The organism is Rhizobium sp. BK650, assembly GCF_014195325.1.
In the GTDB taxonomy this organism is placed as follows: domain Bacteria; phylum Pseudomonadota; class Alphaproteobacteria; order Rhizobiales; family Rhizobiaceae; genus Rhizobium.
In genome coordinates, this window is the sequence record NZ_JACIBK010000001.1 from 503,260 (window position 1) to 518,050 (window position 14,791).

15 protein-coding genes are annotated in these 14,791 nt (G+C 59.4%); 10 read left to right on the forward strand and 5 right to left on the reverse strand.

The features are described 5' to 3' along the window. Positions 1-4 precede the first annotated feature (4 nt). From FHX15_RS02440 to FHX15_RS02450, 3 genes are all read right to left on the reverse strand, one after another. The gene (locus FHX15_RS02440; RefSeq protein ID WP_184393354.1) at positions 5-253 is read right to left on the reverse strand and encodes a DUF2934 domain-containing protein; all 249 of its coding nucleotides are present in this window, start codon (positions 251-253) and stop codon (positions 5-7) included. Between the two features lie 217 nt (positions 254-470). Then, positions 471-686: a hypothetical protein gene (locus tag FHX15_RS02445; RefSeq protein WP_312861499.1), complete on the reverse strand. Its 216-nt coding sequence runs from the start codon at positions 684-686 to the stop codon at positions 471-473. 9 nt (positions 687-695) lie between these two features. Next, positions 696-902, reverse strand: coding sequence for a hypothetical protein (locus FHX15_RS02450; RefSeq protein WP_184393356.1), 207 nt, complete (start codon positions 900-902; stop codon positions 696-698). Between the two features lie 317 nt (positions 903-1,219). Here FHX15_RS02450 and FHX15_RS02455 point away from each other — a divergent pair, with 317 nt between their 5' ends. Together FHX15_RS02455 and FHX15_RS02460 are read left to right on the forward strand one after the other, a co-directional pair. Continuing rightward, positions 1,220-1,603 (forward strand): hypothetical protein, encoded by a 384-nt coding sequence (locus FHX15_RS02455; RefSeq protein WP_184393359.1) that lies wholly within the window; start codon positions 1,220-1,222, stop codon positions 1,601-1,603. A gap of 95 nt (positions 1,604-1,698) precedes the next feature. Beyond that, positions 1,699-2,106, forward strand: coding sequence for a DUF4174 domain-containing protein (locus FHX15_RS02460; RefSeq protein ID WP_184393361.1), 408 nt, complete (start codon positions 1,699-1,701; stop codon positions 2,104-2,106). Here the strand turns inward: FHX15_RS02460 and FHX15_RS02465 are convergent. Then, positions 2,103-2,813: a GntR family transcriptional regulator gene (locus tag FHX15_RS02465; RefSeq protein WP_184393363.1), complete on the reverse strand. Its 711-nt coding sequence runs from the start codon at positions 2,811-2,813 to the stop codon at positions 2,103-2,105. The two genes, FHX15_RS02460 and FHX15_RS02465, sit on opposite strands and share 4 nt — an antisense overlap. Positions 2,814-3,078: 265 nt before the next feature. On the opposite strand from FHX15_RS02465, the gene FHX15_RS02470 reads away from it, so the two are divergent. From FHX15_RS02470 to FHX15_RS02500, 7 genes are all read left to right on the forward strand, one after another. Next, positions 3,079-4,167, forward strand: a complete 1,089-nt coding sequence (locus FHX15_RS02470; protein WP_184393365.1) for an ABC transporter ATP-binding protein — start codon at positions 3,079-3,081, stop codon at positions 4,165-4,167. Positions 4,168-4,197: 30 nt separating this feature from the next. Further along, positions 4,198-5,496, forward strand: a complete 1,299-nt coding sequence (locus FHX15_RS02475) for a PotD/PotF family extracellular solute-binding protein (protein WP_184393367.1) — start codon at positions 4,198-4,200, stop codon at positions 5,494-5,496. A gap of 153 nt (positions 5,497-5,649) precedes the next feature. Continuing rightward, positions 5,650-6,561 (forward strand): ABC transporter permease, encoded by a 912-nt coding sequence (locus FHX15_RS02480; RefSeq protein ID WP_184393368.1) that lies wholly within the window; start codon positions 5,650-5,652, stop codon positions 6,559-6,561. Position 6,562: 1 nt separating this feature from the next. After that, complete coding sequence (locus FHX15_RS02485) at positions 6,563-7,384, forward strand: ABC transporter permease (protein ID WP_184393370.1); 822 nt, start codon at positions 6,563-6,565, stop codon at positions 7,382-7,384. A gap of 1 nt (position 7,385) precedes the next feature. Continuing rightward, entirely contained in the window at positions 7,386-8,129 is a 744-nt protein-coding gene (locus FHX15_RS02490; RefSeq protein ID WP_184393372.1) for an aspartate/glutamate racemase family protein, read from the forward strand. A 109-nt stretch (positions 8,130-8,238) separates the two neighbouring features. Then, positions 8,239-8,727 carry a heme-degrading domain-containing protein gene (locus FHX15_RS02495; protein ID WP_184393374.1) on the forward strand — a complete coding sequence of 163 codons (489 nt, stop codon included), beginning with the start codon at positions 8,239-8,241 and terminating at the stop codon, positions 8,725-8,727. A 124-nt stretch (positions 8,728-8,851) separates the two neighbouring features. Further along, positions 8,852-9,475 (forward strand): DUF2799 domain-containing protein, encoded by a 624-nt coding sequence (locus tag FHX15_RS02500; protein ID WP_184393377.1) that lies wholly within the window; start codon positions 8,852-8,854, stop codon positions 9,473-9,475. Positions 9,476-9,485: 10 nt separating this feature from the next. Here the strand turns inward: FHX15_RS02500 and FHX15_RS02505 are convergent, their stop codons facing one another. Next, the gene (locus tag FHX15_RS02505; protein WP_184393379.1) at positions 9,486-10,730 is read right to left on the reverse strand and encodes an AGE family epimerase/isomerase; all 1,245 of its coding nucleotides are present in this window, start codon (positions 10,728-10,730) and stop codon (positions 9,486-9,488) included. A 174-nt stretch (positions 10,731-10,904) separates the two neighbouring features. On the opposite strand from FHX15_RS02505, the gene metH reads away from it, so the two are divergent. Next, complete coding sequence (gene metH / locus FHX15_RS02510) at positions 10,905-14,678, forward strand: methionine synthase (RefSeq protein ID WP_184393381.1); 3,774 nt, start codon at positions 10,905-10,907, stop codon at positions 14,676-14,678. Positions 14,679-14,791: the final 113 nt, after the last annotated feature.

Here is a 14,791-nt window from a genome sequence, read left to right on the forward strand (position 1 = left end):
GCGTTCAGCCGGCCCGCGACAGCTTTTGGCGTTGGTTGCCGAGGGTGGCCGGCTTGTGCGGTTTTGACATTTTCGGGCGAAATTTGACGAGGACTTCATTGCCATCCGTCGAGGCACGCGTGCGCTCCAGCCTCTCGCGTTCGGCTGCTGCCTGCAGCCAATGTTCGGCGTCGCGGCCATGTGGTCTGCCTTCCGCTTCCCATATCGCATAGGCTCGCTTGCATATCCACTCATGCCGGGAGGTGTTGCTCATCGTTTCGTCCTTCTTGTGCCGATCTTTTCCCCGCAGTCCATTCCACGCGATCAGCCTCCGCCGCAGGCGGTACTCAAGCCGATCTTGTAAAAAGGAGCCGGCGGATGCCGGCATTTCGATGGGGTCGCACAGCCTCTGCCATGCTCAGCGGAAGAACGATTTCACCGGCGATGTGTTCCCGACATATTTTGTGAAATTTCGCTCAAGGGGAGAGCGGTCACTCAGAGCGTGACCGCTCACTGTTGGCCTCGTCGTGCTTTATTTCCCAGTCCTTCTGCGACTTCCGGCCGGGTGGGCTGCGATGGATGGTGGCATCATCGGAATGGGTGATATCGCGTGGCTTGGCGCTGGAGACGCCGTTGTTGCGGCGACCCTCGTGCGAATGCGCGAATTGTCCTTCGGCATCTTTGCGGATTTTGTCTTTGTCGCTCACGATACTGCTTTACTCCGGGGGGCGATCGGACCGAACAGGCGAGCGGCGCTTAGCCGCCATCAGCAAGTCCAGCTCGACCGAAGATGGACCGAAGCGGGTAAAGAGGCTTTCAGCCTGCTCGTTCTTGAGGCCATATTTGGCTGCGAATTCGCGAAGGCTATAGGGGCGGCCACGAAGAGTGCGGCTGCGTCGTTCGGGTTGGTGAATTTGCGTCATTACTGATCTCCCCAGACTGCTTGCTGGGGAAACCGACTAGGGCCCTAAAGGTTCCAAACCGGCCTTTGCGGCGCCGGCTTACAAGCGCAAACCTTGTCAACTGTCTCTTTGCAGCAAAAAAATACCCGCAAGTCTCAATGAATTTCAATCGGTTAGATATTCCCGTCCATCCCGCGGTCAGAAATGGCTTTATCACGTCAGTGTTACTCTATAAAATGAATCGTGTATCCGGTCCGAAGGAGGAGCCGAGCTTATTTCCGCGTCGATCCGGGCCGGGTATTTGAGGAAGCTGGCTAAATCCATCAGAGGAGACAGACATGATGAATGCACTGCCGCCACTTCACAACGGACATGCCCCGTTTACCCTGCAACAGCTGTTCCGTGAGGCGCTTTATGCCTACGAGGAATGGGACAGCGAGTTGACCGAGCCTATTGTTACCTATGAAGGCAGGGTCATTCCGATTAGTTTTGTTTTTGAAGCGATGCGCGAATGCACTGATATCGTCCCCGCCAATATTGTCGGCGCCGTTACAGAACGGCTGACCAAACCCTGGGAAGGCGAGGGGCCGCTGGACCAGATGACTTTCTCCACGGCCGCGCGCGTCCTGCGCGTTCTGGTGCGCAAGCGCCTTCTTGCCAATGGCACGCCTGATATCGTCGCATCGTCGACGCGCGGATCCGAAGCTGAACCACGCGAATAGGGCTCGAGGATCGCGGCACTAGCCGCGATCCTGTTCCTCGCGGGGAACCCTGCTCATTTCCAGCCGTTGAAAGAGGCAGAGAAGGAATGAGCACCATGTTGAAATCCATTCTACACGAAATCATGGGAACGAGCGTTCGCGAGCCTCACCTGCCGCGATCGCTGGAGCAGTTCCTCGGCAAAAAGAATGTCCTGATCGTCTTTGCCGATACGGAGGATGACAGGCCGATTGTTCAAGACGAACTGCTCCGCATATCTCAGATGCGGCTGATCGAAGACGATATCGAGGTCTTCACAATCGCCGGCGGAGGCGCATTCTCGCTATTCGAGGATGGGTATGACCTTGATGTCGACGAGGTGCGCGAACAGCTGCAAGGACCGCTTAACGGCGAATTCGGGCTGGTGCTTGTCGGGGCCGACGGGAAAGTGAAGCTGCGTTCCGACAAGCCGATGAGCGCGGAGGAGATCAGCCGCGCCGCGAATATTCCTTCGCCGCGTCACTAGAGCTCGAACGCTTCCTTGAGGCCGAGGCTTTTGCGTTCGCGAAGGTCGAGGTCGGCCTCGATATGGGCGATATGATGCAGCATCAAATGGCAGGCGCGGTCCAGTTCCCTGCTTTCGATCGCCTCGATGATATCTCCGTGTTCGGCGTGGCCGCAGCTCGAGACCGTCGATTGCCCATAGAGCGCGATAACCAGAGATGAACGGGCGACGAGTTCTTCCATAAAGCGCTGCATGATAGCATTGCCCGAGATGGCTGCGAGCGTCAGATGGAAATCACCGGATGCTTTGATCTCGGCCCGTCTTGCCGTCTGGCCGCGTTCGCCCATCAGCCGGCCTTCTTCCAAAAGCAGCTGCTTCAGATGCTGGATATCCGAGGCCGTGATGCGGGCGGCTGCTTCCCGCAGGATGCCGGGTTCCACCAGGCGGCGGGCGGCAAAAATCTGCCGGGCTTCTTCCGGTGAGGGGTAGGCGACGAAGGCACCGCGGTTTTTCTCCACGCTGACAAGACCTTCGTAGGAAAGCGCCTGCAGGGCGGCGCGCGCCAGCGTCCGGCTGACATTGAAGAGATTGCCGACATCGCTCTCCGATAGTTTAGTACCAGGTGATAGGCGCCGCTCGACGATAGCCTCCCTGATTGCATCACGGATCTGCGGGACACCCGTTTCCTGGGCATCGTCTTGGCTCACGGCGCTCGCGGCGGATTTCATGAAATCGGTTTCCTTGATGTCGTCAAACCATAGCTGCCTTCGTCGCAAAAGTTAAATGGAATTTGTGCTCAGGACGGCGGCAAATTGTATACGATTTTCTGCACCAATTGAGGACGAAAGCCCATTTTGTGTGCAACATGAAAAGTGCCCGAGATTTCATCGGTCGGTATGTTGCCATGAAAAATCCATGCTTTGCAAGGGTTTGAGACGGCGTAATCAAACTGGCACGGCAGATGCATCGCCTTTCTCGAACAGGGGAGACACGATGTCGAAAGCGGCAGAGATCGATATAGCATCCGTTTCGAAGGTCTATGGCGCGACCACGGCGGTCCATGCCATCAGCCTGAAAATCCCGGCCGGTTCCTATTGCTGCTTCCTGGGTCCATCCGGCTGCGGCAAGACCTCGACGCTGCGCATGATCGCGGGTCACGAGGCGATTTCATCGGGCGATATCCGCCTCGGCAATGTCGTCGTCACCGATTTCCCGCCGGCCAAGCGGGGAACGGCGATGATGTTCCAGTCCTACGCACTGTTTCCGCATCTCGACCTCATCGACAACGTCGCCTTCAGCCTGAAAATGAAGGGCGTGGACAAGGAGGAGCGCCGCGCCAAGGCGCTTGAGATGCTGACGCTGATGCAGATGGAGGCCTATGCATCCCGCCGACCGGCACAGCTTTCCGGTGGCCAACAGCAGCGTGTCGCCTTGGCCCGCGCGCTGATTACCGATCCGGAAGCGCTGTTGCTCGACGAACCTCTTTCGGCGCTCGACCCATTCCTGAAGATCCGCATGCGGGCGGAACTGAAAAAGCTGCAGAAGACGCTTGGCATCACCTTCGTACACGTGACGCACAGCCAGGAAGAGGCGATGGCGCTGGCCGACATCATCGTCATCATGAATGACGGCAAGATCGAGCAGGCGGCTTCACCGCGCCAGGTGTTCGAAAAGCCGGCGACCGCCTTCGTCGCGCGCTTCATGGGTGATCATAACGTGCTCTCCGGCCGCGTCACCTCAAGCGAGAACGGCGTGATCGTGATGACGGTGCCGGAAGGGCAGAGTTTTTCCGTGCGCGGGACGGGCAGGGAGGTCGGCGAAGCCGTCGATATCGGCATCCGCACCGATCGCGTACGCCTTCAGGTGGCGACCGAATGGACCCTCGGCTTCAACGGTGTCGTCTCCAATATCGAATATCGCGGCTCCTCGGTGAAGATCACCGTTTTGGGGGCTGGCAGCGACGATTTCACCGTCATCGCAAGCGACAGCGATTACTTCGCCAGCCCGGTCTCGGTCGGCGATGCGGTGTCTTTGAGTTGGGCTCTGGAGGATGCCGTCCTCCTTGGCCGCGTTTCCGCATGACCTTCAAGCATCAAGAAAAGGGGAACTGCCATGACGACTGAAACGAAAACCACGAAGGCGGAAAAGGGAATTTCCCGCCGCTCGCTTCTGAAGACGGGTGCTGCCGCCGTCGGCGCCATTGCCGGCTCGGGCGCCATTACCGGCTTCCCGACTATCTGGGCGCAGTCAAACATCACGCTTCGCCAGTTCGGCACCGGCGTCTCGAACATCAATGCCATCGCCGAGAAGTGCAAGCAGGATCTCGGCATCACGCTGGAGATGACGGCGACCGATTCCGACGCCGCTGCCCAGCGCGCCGTCACCCAGCCCGACAGCTACGATATCGCCGATATCGAATACTGGATCCTGAAAAAGGTCTATCCGGCCGGCGTCATCCAGCCGATGGATGTGAAGAAGCTGAAGTATTACGACCAGGTCGTGCCGCTCTTCAAGAACGGAAAGCTGAAGCCCGACAGCGTCATTGCCCAGGGTACGGCGCCGCATACCGTGGGTTATGTCGAAAGCAAGGATGCCAAGACTTTCGCGAAGGGGGAGACCGGGCTCTTCACCATGATGCCGACGATCTACAATGCCGACACGCTCGGCATTCGCCCCGATCTCGTCGGCCGCGAGATCACCACCTGGGCTGATATCATGGATCCGAAGTTCAAGGGCAAGACCTCGATCCTCAACATTCCGTCGATCGGCATCATGGACGCGGCGATGATCATGGAAGCTCTGGGCAATATCAAATATGCCGACAAGGGCAACATGACCAAGGCTGAGATCGACAAGACGATCGAGTTCCTGATCAAGGCGAAGCACGATGGCCAATTCCGCGCCTTCTGGAAGAGCTTCGACGAATCGGTCAACCTGATGGCATCGGGCGAAGTCGTCATCCAGTCTATGTGGTCGCCGGCCGTCGCTGCCGTCCGCTCCAAGGGTATTGCCTGCAAGTATCAGCCGCTCAAGGAAGGCTATCGTTCATGGGGTGGCGGTCTCGGCCTCGCCGCGCACCTCAAGGGCGCGCAGCTCGACGCCGCCTACGAATATATCAATTGGTACACGTCCGGCTGGGTCGGCGGCTATCTCAACCGCCAGGGCTACTACTCCGCTTGCATGGAGACCGCCAAGAACTTCATGACGGCAGACGAATGGGGCTACTGGATCGAAGGCAAGCCGGCACAGGGCGATATCCTCTCGCCGGAAGGCAAGGTCATGGAAAAGGCTGGCGCTGTTCGCGATGGCGGTTCGTTCGAAGAGCGCATGGGTCATGTGGCGTGCTGGAACTCCGTCATGGACGAAGACCGCTATATGGTCCGCCGCTGGAACGAGTTCATCGCGGCGTAAGCGTTCGCGGATTTCCTCTCCCTAGCCCTCCCCACAAGGGGGAGGGAGCACGGCGAGGGCGCGGCATAAAACTCCCTCCCCCTTGTGGGGAGGGCTGGGGAGGGGTCTTTGAGACCTCTCCTTTCTCGACCTTGATGAACGAAAGGACCAGGCATGGCTACGATCGCTTCGGAGCAGACGGTACCGACGGCGGAAATGCGCAAGCGCGTTTTGCGCTTCTCCCCATCGGCAATCTCCTATCTGCAGGCCACGCCGCTGATCGCCATCCTCGGCTTCTTCTTCATCCTACCGATCGCCATGATCGCGGTGGTCAGCTTCTGGGACTACGATTTCGCCGGCCTCTATCCCGATTTCCTGACCATGAACTATACCGACACACTCGGTTCATGGGTGACGTGGAAGACCTATCTCAACACGCTGAAATTCACCGTCATCGTCTGGGCACTGACGCTCTTCATCGGCTTCTGGGTCGCCTATTTCCTGGCCTTCCATATCCGCAAGACCTCGACGCAGATGATCCTCTTCCTCGTCTGCACCGTGCCCTTCATGACGTCGAACATCATCCGCATGATCTCGTGGATTCCGGTGCTCGGCCGCAATGGCCTCGTCAATTCGGCGCTGGTGCAGATGGGCATCGTACCGCAGCCAGTGGAATGGCTGCTCTATTCGGATTTCGCGGTGGTGCTGGCCATGGTGCATCTCTACACGCTCTTTATGGTGACGCCGATCTTCAACACGCTGATGCGCATCGACCGCTCGCTGTTCGAAGCAGCGCGCGATGCGGGCGCCTCAGGCTGGCAGGTCCTGTGGAACGTGGTGATCCCGCTTGCCAAGCCCGGCATGGCAATCGGCACTATCTTCGTCGTGACACTCGTCATGGCCGATTTTTCCACCGTGCAGGTCATGTCCGGCGGGCAGAGCGCCTCGGTGGCATTGATGATGAAGAACCAGATGTCGCTACTGCAATATCCGGCCGCTGCCGCCAATGCCGTCGTGCTGCTGGTGGTCGTGCTGATGATGGTGGCCGCGATCCTGCGTGTCGTCGATATCCGCAAGGAGCTTTAGGATGCATCGCGAAAAACGCTCCTTTGAATTCTATGTGCTGACAATCTTTTTCGCAATTTTCGTGCTCTTTCTTTATGGGCCGCTCTCGGCGATCGTTATTCTCTCCTTCCAGGGGCCGGATGGCGGCCTGACTTTCCCGCTGAACGGTGTTTCCCTTCACTGGTTCTTCAACCTCTTCGAGAAGCAGGCGGTTGGCGATTTCGGCGCCTCCTTCCAGCGTTCCTTCGTTCTTGGCCTAATGGTGATGATCGTGACCGTCATCGTCTCGCTGATGGCGGGCCTTGCCTTCCGCCGGCGCTTCCGCGGCTCGTCGGTCCTGTTCTATGCGACTGTTGCAAGCCTCGTCGTGCCGTCGATCATCATCTCGCTCGGCATCGGCGTCGTCTTCCAGCAGGGCGGGCTTAGGCCCGCCTGGTATTCCTCGGCCTTCGGGGCGCACCTGACCTGGACGTTGCCCTTCGGCGTGCTGATCATGTTTGCCGTCTTCAATCGTTTCTCACCGGCATACGAGGAGGCCGCGCGCGATCTTGGCGCAACGTCATGGCAAACCTTCCGCCACGTCGTTTTGCCGATGATCGCGCCAAGCCTCATCGGCGTCGGCCTCTTCGGTTTCACGCTCTCTTATGACGAATTCGCCCGTACGCTTATGACATCGGGCACCTACAATACGCTGCCGCTCGAAATCTACGGCATGACTACCAACGTCACGACGCCAGTGCTCTATGCACTTGGCACGGTCACGACCCTCTTCTCCTTCACCATCATTCTCGTCGCGCTCGGCATCATGACGATGCTCGGCCGGCGGCAGGCAAAGACCCGCTGACATGCGCATATTGATCGTCAATCCCAATACGACCGCTTCCATGACCGAGAAGGCGGCAAGTGCCGCCCGCGCGGTCGCTGCCGCCGGCACCGAGATCATTGCCGCCACCTCGCGCATGGGGCCCGTCTCGATCGAGGGCCATTACGACGGTGCGCTCGCCATCCCCGGCCTGCTGACGGAGCTGAAGGAGCGGCAGGAGGCCGGTTACGATGCCGCGATCGTCGCCTGCTTCGACGATACGGGGCTCGATGCGGCACGCACCTTCGCCGACGTCCCCGTTCTCGGGCTCTGCGAATCCGCTGTCGCTACCGCAGGCTTTCTCGCCCAGCGCTTTACTGTGGTGACGACGCTGGAGCGGTCCCGGGTGCTGATCGATAATCTGGTGCGCCGGTATGGCATGGGCGGTCGTGCGAAGGTCAGGGCATCGGATATTCCGGTGCTGGAGCTGGAAGATGCTGCGTCTGGCGCGATCGGAAAGTTGAAAGCGGAAATCGAACGGGCGCTTTCGGACGATGGCGCGGAGGCGATCGTGCTTGGCTGCGCCGGGATGACGGATCTGGCGCGCGAACTGCAGGATATCTACCGCGTGCCCGTCATCGATGGGGTCGCTGCTGCCGTGAAGCAGGCGGAAGCGCTGGTCTCGCTCGGCCTTTCTACCAGCAAGCGCGGTTCCTATGCCTCGCCGCTGCCCAAACATTTCATGGGCGCGATGAGCGGCTTTGCGCCGATCCGGGCGGCCGGCTGAACATACGACGAAAACTCTTGATGGTGCATAGCGCCAAGATTTGGCTTTACTTTTCCCCTTCGCGTGAGAATTGTCGCTGCCGATTATCACGTTAGAGGAGAGCCCTGCCATGTCGATCGACGAGGATCTGATCCGTATTGCGGAACAGGAAAAGGCATTGAGCTTTGATGCCTTCGATCTAATGACCGCATGGCAGCTCGGCAAGCTCCTGCAGGAGCTCGCCACCGAACGCGGTCTCGGCATCGCGATCGATATCACGCTGCATTCCATGCCGGTCTTCTATGCGGCGCTGCCAGGTGTGACGCCTGACAACGTCAACTGGGTGCGCCGCAAGCGCAACATGGTCTTCCGCTATTTCCGCAGCAGCTACGCTTCCGGTCTCAAGCTGCAGAAGGAAGGCAAGACGGTCGAGGACAACGGGCTTTCGCCCGCTGATTATGCGCCGCATGGCGGCAGTTTCCCGATCAACGTCAGAGGCACCGGCTGCATCGGCGCCGTTACCGTTTCAGGCCTGCCGCAGCGCGACGACCATAATCTCGCGGTCGAGGCCCTGGCGCTGATCCTAGCGAAAGATATCGATACACTGCGGCTGGCGTGAAATCCTGCCGTATTTCTGACAAATAAAAGCCACGAAAAGCGCAAGATCGCGATCCGTTCCCGGTGACGGTCGTATCCAGTGGCGATAAGGTGCGCCCGGTTTTGTGACTTGTTGCCGGGATATCATGTTACGTTTGCTCTTTGCCTTTGCTGCCATTGGTTTCAGCCTTTTCCTCGCCTCCTGCAATACGCTCTCGAAGGAAGAATGTATCGCTGCCGATTGGCGCGTGATCGGTGAATCCGACGGCGCTGCCGGCTACGAGCCGCAGGAGCGTTTTGCAGCGCATGCCAAATCCTGTGAGCGGGTGAAAATCGTGCCCGATCAGACGATCTGGTATCAGGGCTATCAGGCGGGTCTCGCGCGCTATTGTACGCCGATGAGTGGTCTGATGCACGGGCAGGCGGGCCATGGCTACTCAAATGTCTGCCCGCCGGCGACGGCTGCAGGCTTCCTGCGCGGCTATACGCTCGGAAACCGCCAGAATTCGTTGCAATCACGGCTAAGCTCGCTGCAGAGCGACTACGGATCGAAAGAAGCCGAGATCGATGACCTGTCGCGCAAGCTCAAGGATGCGCCCGATGCGGACCGGCATGATATCCGCCGGCGCATGGACGATCTCGAAGACGACATGCGCCGCGTTCGCAGAGAGCAGCGCGATGTTCAGGACGAACTCGACGATGCGAGCGCCGAGGTCCAGTGGTTCCAGCAGAACCCGAACGCGCCGCCGCCAGTCATACCGGGATATTGAGGTTTTCGCCTCAGAGCTTGCCACCGGCTTCGATGATGCCCTTGGTCAGGCTGCCGGTCGCCGGGAAAAGCGGGATGAGGCAGGCCTGCAAGGCGTGGTAGATGTCCCCCTTGCCGGGGAAGAGCGAGTGTGAGGGTACGAGGTCTTCGGTCAGTTCCTCGTGCCAGCCGCCATTCTTATGGTCGATGAAGCTGCGCTCGATGACGTTCCAGATCTTGCGATAGCATTCTTCATGATGGTCGCTCGGCAGGTGCTCGTTGAGGAAGTGCGCGGCGGCAGCACCCTCGCAGGCCGGCCACCAGAGCTTGTTGCGCTTGGCCGGTTTGTCGGCCCAGTCGAGCGTATAGAAGAAGCCGCCCTTATCATTGTCCCAGCCGAGAGCCATGGATTGCTCGAAAAGGGCCTTGGCTGCATCCGGCATCCATTCGATTTTCTTGCCGCCGAGCGCCCAGAGTTGCAGGATCAGGCGAGTCCATTCCAGCCAGTGGCCGGGCGTCGTGCCAGCCGGGCGGAACATTTCGTTCGGATGATAGTAATCCTTGTCGAGGTTCCATTCGGCATCGAAATGTTCGGCGACACGCCAGTCGACGGAACCGGCCGAACGGCGGATGACAAGATCGGCGATGCTTTCGGCCTTGGTGAGATAGTCACGGTCGCCGGTTGCCTCGAAGGCGGCCATCAGCGCTTCGGTCAGGTGCATGTTAGAGTTCTGGCCGCGATAGGTGCCGCCGTCGAGAGGCTGCCAGTCTGCGGTGAACTCTTCGGCGATCGCACCGTGCCTGGTTTCCCAGAACTTCGTGTTCAGGATCTCGGTGATATCGGCGAGCATGCCATCGGCGAGCGGATGGCAAATCGTCTTTGCCGAGGAGGCGGCGAGCAGAACGAAAGCATGGCCGTAGCCCTGCTTGTTGGAATCGACAGGACCGTTGTTGTCCAGCGACCAGAAGTAACCGCCGTTCTTGCGGTCACGATGGTGTTTCCAGATGTAGTTCATGCCGTGGTCGACGACATCTGCGGCACCTGGACGGCCGAGCAGCGTTCCGATCGAGAAGCAGTGGACGGCTCGCGAGGCAATATGGAGCGGCCGCACCTGGCCTTCGGAATCGAGCGGCTTGCCGGTGTCATCGAGATCGTAAAAGCCGCCTTTGGGATTGATGGAGTTATGCTGGAAGAAATCGAGGAGGCCGTTGGCCTGCGAAAGCAGCCAGCCTCGGTGATAGGCGCGGGTGGACCAGTTTCCGAGTGCAGGTGCCATGTTTCTCCTCCGAATTTGTGCACAATGCCGTCAGGAAAACGCCTATATAGAGGTCGGGCGAGTCTGTCATCCGCCAAGGCTCGCAACGTCCTTAAAGCAACAGGCATATGTTGACATAAAGATATCTTTATGTGATTTGTCGTTTTCGATCTTGTGATATCAAGGAGCCTTCCCGTGTTCGATAATCTCTTTGGTCCCGAAGGGGGCAAGCGTGATGGCAGTGAAGTATTCGCGGCGCTGAAGAAGGCAGCCAGCGAACGCATTCTCGTCCTTGACGGCGCAATGGGCACGCAGATCCAGGGTCTGGGCTTCGACGAAGACCATTTCCGCGGTTCGCGTTTCATCGGCTGCGCCTGCCATCAGAAGGGCAATAACGACCTGCTGATCCTGTCGCAGCCCGATGCGATCGAGGAAATCCATTACAAATATGCCAGGGCCGGCGCCGATATCCTCGAAACCAACACCTTCTCCTCGACCCGTATCGCGCAGGCGGATTACCAGATGGAAGGCGAGGTCTATGCGCTGAACAAGGAAGGTGCCGAGATCGTGCGACGCGCTGCTCAGCGCGCCGAGCGCGAGGACGGCAGGCGTCGCTTCGTTGCCGGAGCCATCGGCCCGACCAACCGCACGGCCTCCATTTCGCCTGACGTCAACAATCCGGGCTTCCGCGCCGTTACCTTCGATGACCTGCGTGATGCCTATGCCGAGCAGATCGACGGCCTGATCGATGGCGGCGCCGATATCATCCTGATCGAGACGATATTCGATACGCTGAATGCCAAGGCTGCGATCTTTGCCTGCGAGGAGCGCTTCGAGGCCAAGGGCATCCGGCTGCCGGTCATGATCTCGGGTACGATCACCGATCTTTCGGGCCGCACGCTCTCCGGCCAGACGCCGACTGCATTTTGGAACTCGGTGCGTCACGCCAATCCATTCACGATCGGCCTCAATTGCGCGCTCGGCGCCAATGCGATGCGCCCGCATCTGCAGGAGCTTTCGGGTGTTGCCGATACGTTTGTCTGCGCCTATCCGAATGCCGGCCTGCCGAACGAGTTCGGCCAGTACGACGAGACGCCGGAACTGATGGCGGCGCAGATCGACAGCTTCGCTCGCGAAGGCCTGGTCAATATCGTCGGCGGCTGCTGCGGCTCTACGCCTGAACATATCCGTGTCATTGCCGAGACAGTTGCCAAGTACAAGCCGCGGCCGATCCCCGAGCATCGTCCCTTCATGTCGCTGTCGGGCCTCGAGCCCTTCGAGCTGACCAAGGACATTCCCTTCGTCAATGTCGGCGAGCGCACCAACGTCACCGGTTCGGCCCGCTTCCGCAAGCTGATCACCAATGCCGATTTCACGGCAGCGCTCGATGTCGCCCGCGACCAGGTCGAGAACGGTGCACAGGTGATCGACATCAACATGGACGAGGGCCTGATCGATTCCGAGAAGGCGATGGTCGAATTCCTAAATCTGATCGCCGCCGAGCCGGATATCGCCCGCGTACCCGTGATGATCGATAGCTCGAAATTTTCGATCATCGAATCCGGCCTGAAGCGCGTACAGGGCAAGCCGATCGTCAATTCGATCTCGTTGAAGGAGGGGGAGGAGAATTTCCTAGCCCAGGCGCGCCTGCTGCGCAATTACGGTGCAGCCGTTGTCGTCATGGCCTTCGATGAGACGGGCCAGGCCGACAGCTACGGGCGTAAGGTCGAGATATGCACCCGCGCCTATAAGCTGCTGACCGAAAAGGTCGGCTTCCCGCCGGAAGATATCATCTTCGACCCAAACATCTTCGCGGTCGCGACCGGGATCGAAGAGCACAATAACTACGGCGTCGACTTTATTGAGGCGACGCGCACGATCCGCAAGACCATGCCGCTCGTCCATATCTCCGGCGGTGTGTCGAACCTTTCCTTCTCCTTCCGCGGCAACGAGCCGGTGCGCGAGGCGATGCATGCCGTGTTCCTCTACCACGCCATCCAGGCTGGCATGGACATGGGCATCGTCAATGCCGGCCAGCTTGCCGTCTACGACCAGATCGATCCCGAACTGCGCGAAGCCTGCGAAGACGTGGTGCTGAACCGCCGCGCCGACGCGACCGAACGGTTGCTCGAGGTTGCTGAACGCTTCCGGGGCGCTGCCGGCAAGGAAGGCAAGGTGCAGGATCTCTCCTGGCGCGAATGGAGCGTCGAGAAGCGTCTCGAACATGCGCTGGTCAACGGCATCACCGAATATATCGAAGCCGATACCGAGGAAGCCCGCCAGCAGGCCGCGCGGCCGCTGCATGTCATCGAAGGCCCGCTGATGGCGGGCATGAATGTGGTCGGCGATCTCTTCGGCTCGGGCAAGATGTTCCTGCCGCAGGTGGTCAAGTCCGCCCGTGTCATGAAGCAGGCCGTAGCCGTTCTCCTTCCTTACATGGAAGAGGAGAAGCGCCAGAATGGCGGCGAAGAACGCAAGTCTGCCGGCAAGATCCTGATGGCGACCGTAAAGGGCGACGTGCACGATATCGGCAAGAACATCGTCGGTGTCGTTCTCGCCTGCAACAATTACGAGATCATCGACCTCGGCGTCATGGTGCCGGCAACGAAGATCCTCGAAACGGCTGTCGCCGAGAAGGTCGATGTCATCGGCCTCTCCGGACTGATCACCCCGTCGTTGGACGAGATGGTGCATGTCGCGGCTGAAATGGAGCGGCAGGGCTTCGATATTCCGCTTCTGATCGGTGGAGCGACGACCAGCCGCGTGCATACGGCCGTCAAGATCCATCCGGGCTATAACAAGGGTCAGTCGATCTACGTGACAGATGCCAGCCGCGCCGTTGGCGTCGTCTCCTCGTTGCTGTCGCCGGAGGGTCGTCAGTCCTATATCGACGACATCCGGGCAGAATACGCCAAGGTTGCTGCCGCTCATGCACGCAGCGAAGCCGAGAAAGTCCGTCTGCCGCTCGCGCGTGCCCGCGAGAATGCGCAGAAGGTCGACTGGGCGGCCTTCAAGCCAACCAAGCCGAGCTTCCTCGGGACCAAGGTGTTCGAAGATTACGATCTTGCCGAACTTGCCAAGTACATCGACTGGACGCCGTTCTTCCAGACCTGGGAATTGCGCGGCCGCTATCCGGCGATCCTCGAGGATGAGAAGCAGGGTGAAGCTGCACGGGCTCTCTGGAACGACGCCCAGGCGATGCTGAAGAAGATCATCGACGAGAAGTGGTTCCGTCCGCGCGCGGTCATCGGCTTCTGGCCGGCCGGTACCGTCGGCGACGATATTCGCCTATTCAAGGACGATGCGCGCAGGCAGGAGCTGGCGACATTCTATACGCTTCGCCAGCAGCTTTCGAAGCGTGACGGGCGCCCGAACGTGGCATTGTCGGACTTCGTAGCGCCCGTGGACAGCGGCGTACAGGACTATGTCGGCGGCTTCGTGGTGACGGCCGGCTTTGAGGAGATCGCCATTGCCGAACGTTTTGAGCGTTCGAACGACGACTATTCCTCTATCCTCGTGAAAGCACTTGCCGATCGCTTCGCCGAAGCCTTCGCTGAACGCATGCATGAGCGCGTGCGCCGTGAATACTGGGGTTATGCCAAGGACGAAACGCTTTCCAACGAGGATCTCATCACCGAAGCCTATGCCGGCATCCGCCCGGCGCCAGGCTATCCGGCGCAGCCCGATCACACCGAGAAGAAGACGCTGTTTTCTCTTCTCGATGCGGAAAACACTGCTGGCGTGAAGTTGACCGAGAGCTATGCGATGTGGCCCGGCTCGTCGGTTTCGGGCATCTATATCGGCCATCCCGACTCCTACTATTTCGGCGTCGCCAAGGTGGAGCGTGATCAGGTGGAAGACTACGCGAGGCGCAAGGGCATGGAGATATCCGAGGTCGAGCGCTGGCTCGGCCCGGTGCTCAACTACGTGCCGCGCAAGGCTGATGAAGAGATCGAAGACGCTGCCTGATTGCGGAGTCTTTTCCGTCGCTTGAGGTGGCATGCTCAGTCATTGATTCAATAAACGACGAAGCCGGGAAGTGATTCACTTTCCGGCTTTATCTTTTTGAACTGGAAGAAAAA

Excerpts from the sequence above, each read along its gene's own strand:
- FHX15_RS02490 (WP_184393372.1), top strand. The coding sequence starts at position 7,386 with ATGCGCATATTGATCGTCAATCCCAATACGACCGCTTCCATGACCGAG.
- FHX15_RS02505 (WP_184393379.1), bottom strand. The coding sequence starts at position 10,730 with ATGGCACCTGCACTCGGAAACTGGTCCACCCGCGCCTATCACCGAGGC.
- FHX15_RS02455 (WP_184393359.1), top strand. The coding sequence starts at position 1,220 with ATGATGAATGCACTGCCGCCACTTCACAACGGACATGCCCCGTTTACC.
- FHX15_RS02450 (WP_184393356.1), bottom strand. The coding sequence starts at position 902 with ATGACGCAAATTCACCAACCCGAACGACGCAGCCGCACTCTTCGTGGC.
- FHX15_RS02500 (WP_184393377.1), top strand. The coding sequence starts at position 8,852 with ATGTTACGTTTGCTCTTTGCCTTTGCTGCCATTGGTTTCAGCCTTTTC.
- FHX15_RS02480 (WP_184393368.1), top strand. The coding sequence starts at position 5,650 with ATGGCTACGATCGCTTCGGAGCAGACGGTACCGACGGCGGAAATGCGC.
- FHX15_RS02465 (WP_184393363.1), bottom strand. The coding sequence starts at position 2,813 with ATGAAATCCGCCGCGAGCGCCGTGAGCCAAGACGATGCCCAGGAAACG.
- FHX15_RS02470 (WP_184393365.1), top strand. The coding sequence starts at position 3,079 with ATGTCGAAAGCGGCAGAGATCGATATAGCATCCGTTTCGAAGGTCTAT.
- FHX15_RS02495 (WP_184393374.1), top strand. The coding sequence starts at position 8,239 with ATGTCGATCGACGAGGATCTGATCCGTATTGCGGAACAGGAAAAGGCA.
- FHX15_RS02475 (WP_184393367.1), top strand. The coding sequence starts at position 4,198 with ATGACGACTGAAACGAAAACCACGAAGGCGGAAAAGGGAATTTCCCGC.
- FHX15_RS02485 (WP_184393370.1), top strand. The coding sequence starts at position 6,563 with ATGCATCGCGAAAAACGCTCCTTTGAATTCTATGTGCTGACAATCTTT.
- FHX15_RS02460 (WP_184393361.1), top strand. The coding sequence starts at position 1,699 with ATGTTGAAATCCATTCTACACGAAATCATGGGAACGAGCGTTCGCGAG.
- FHX15_RS02440 (WP_184393354.1), bottom strand. The coding sequence starts at position 253 with ATGAGCAACACCTCCCGGCATGAGTGGATATGCAAGCGAGCCTATGCG.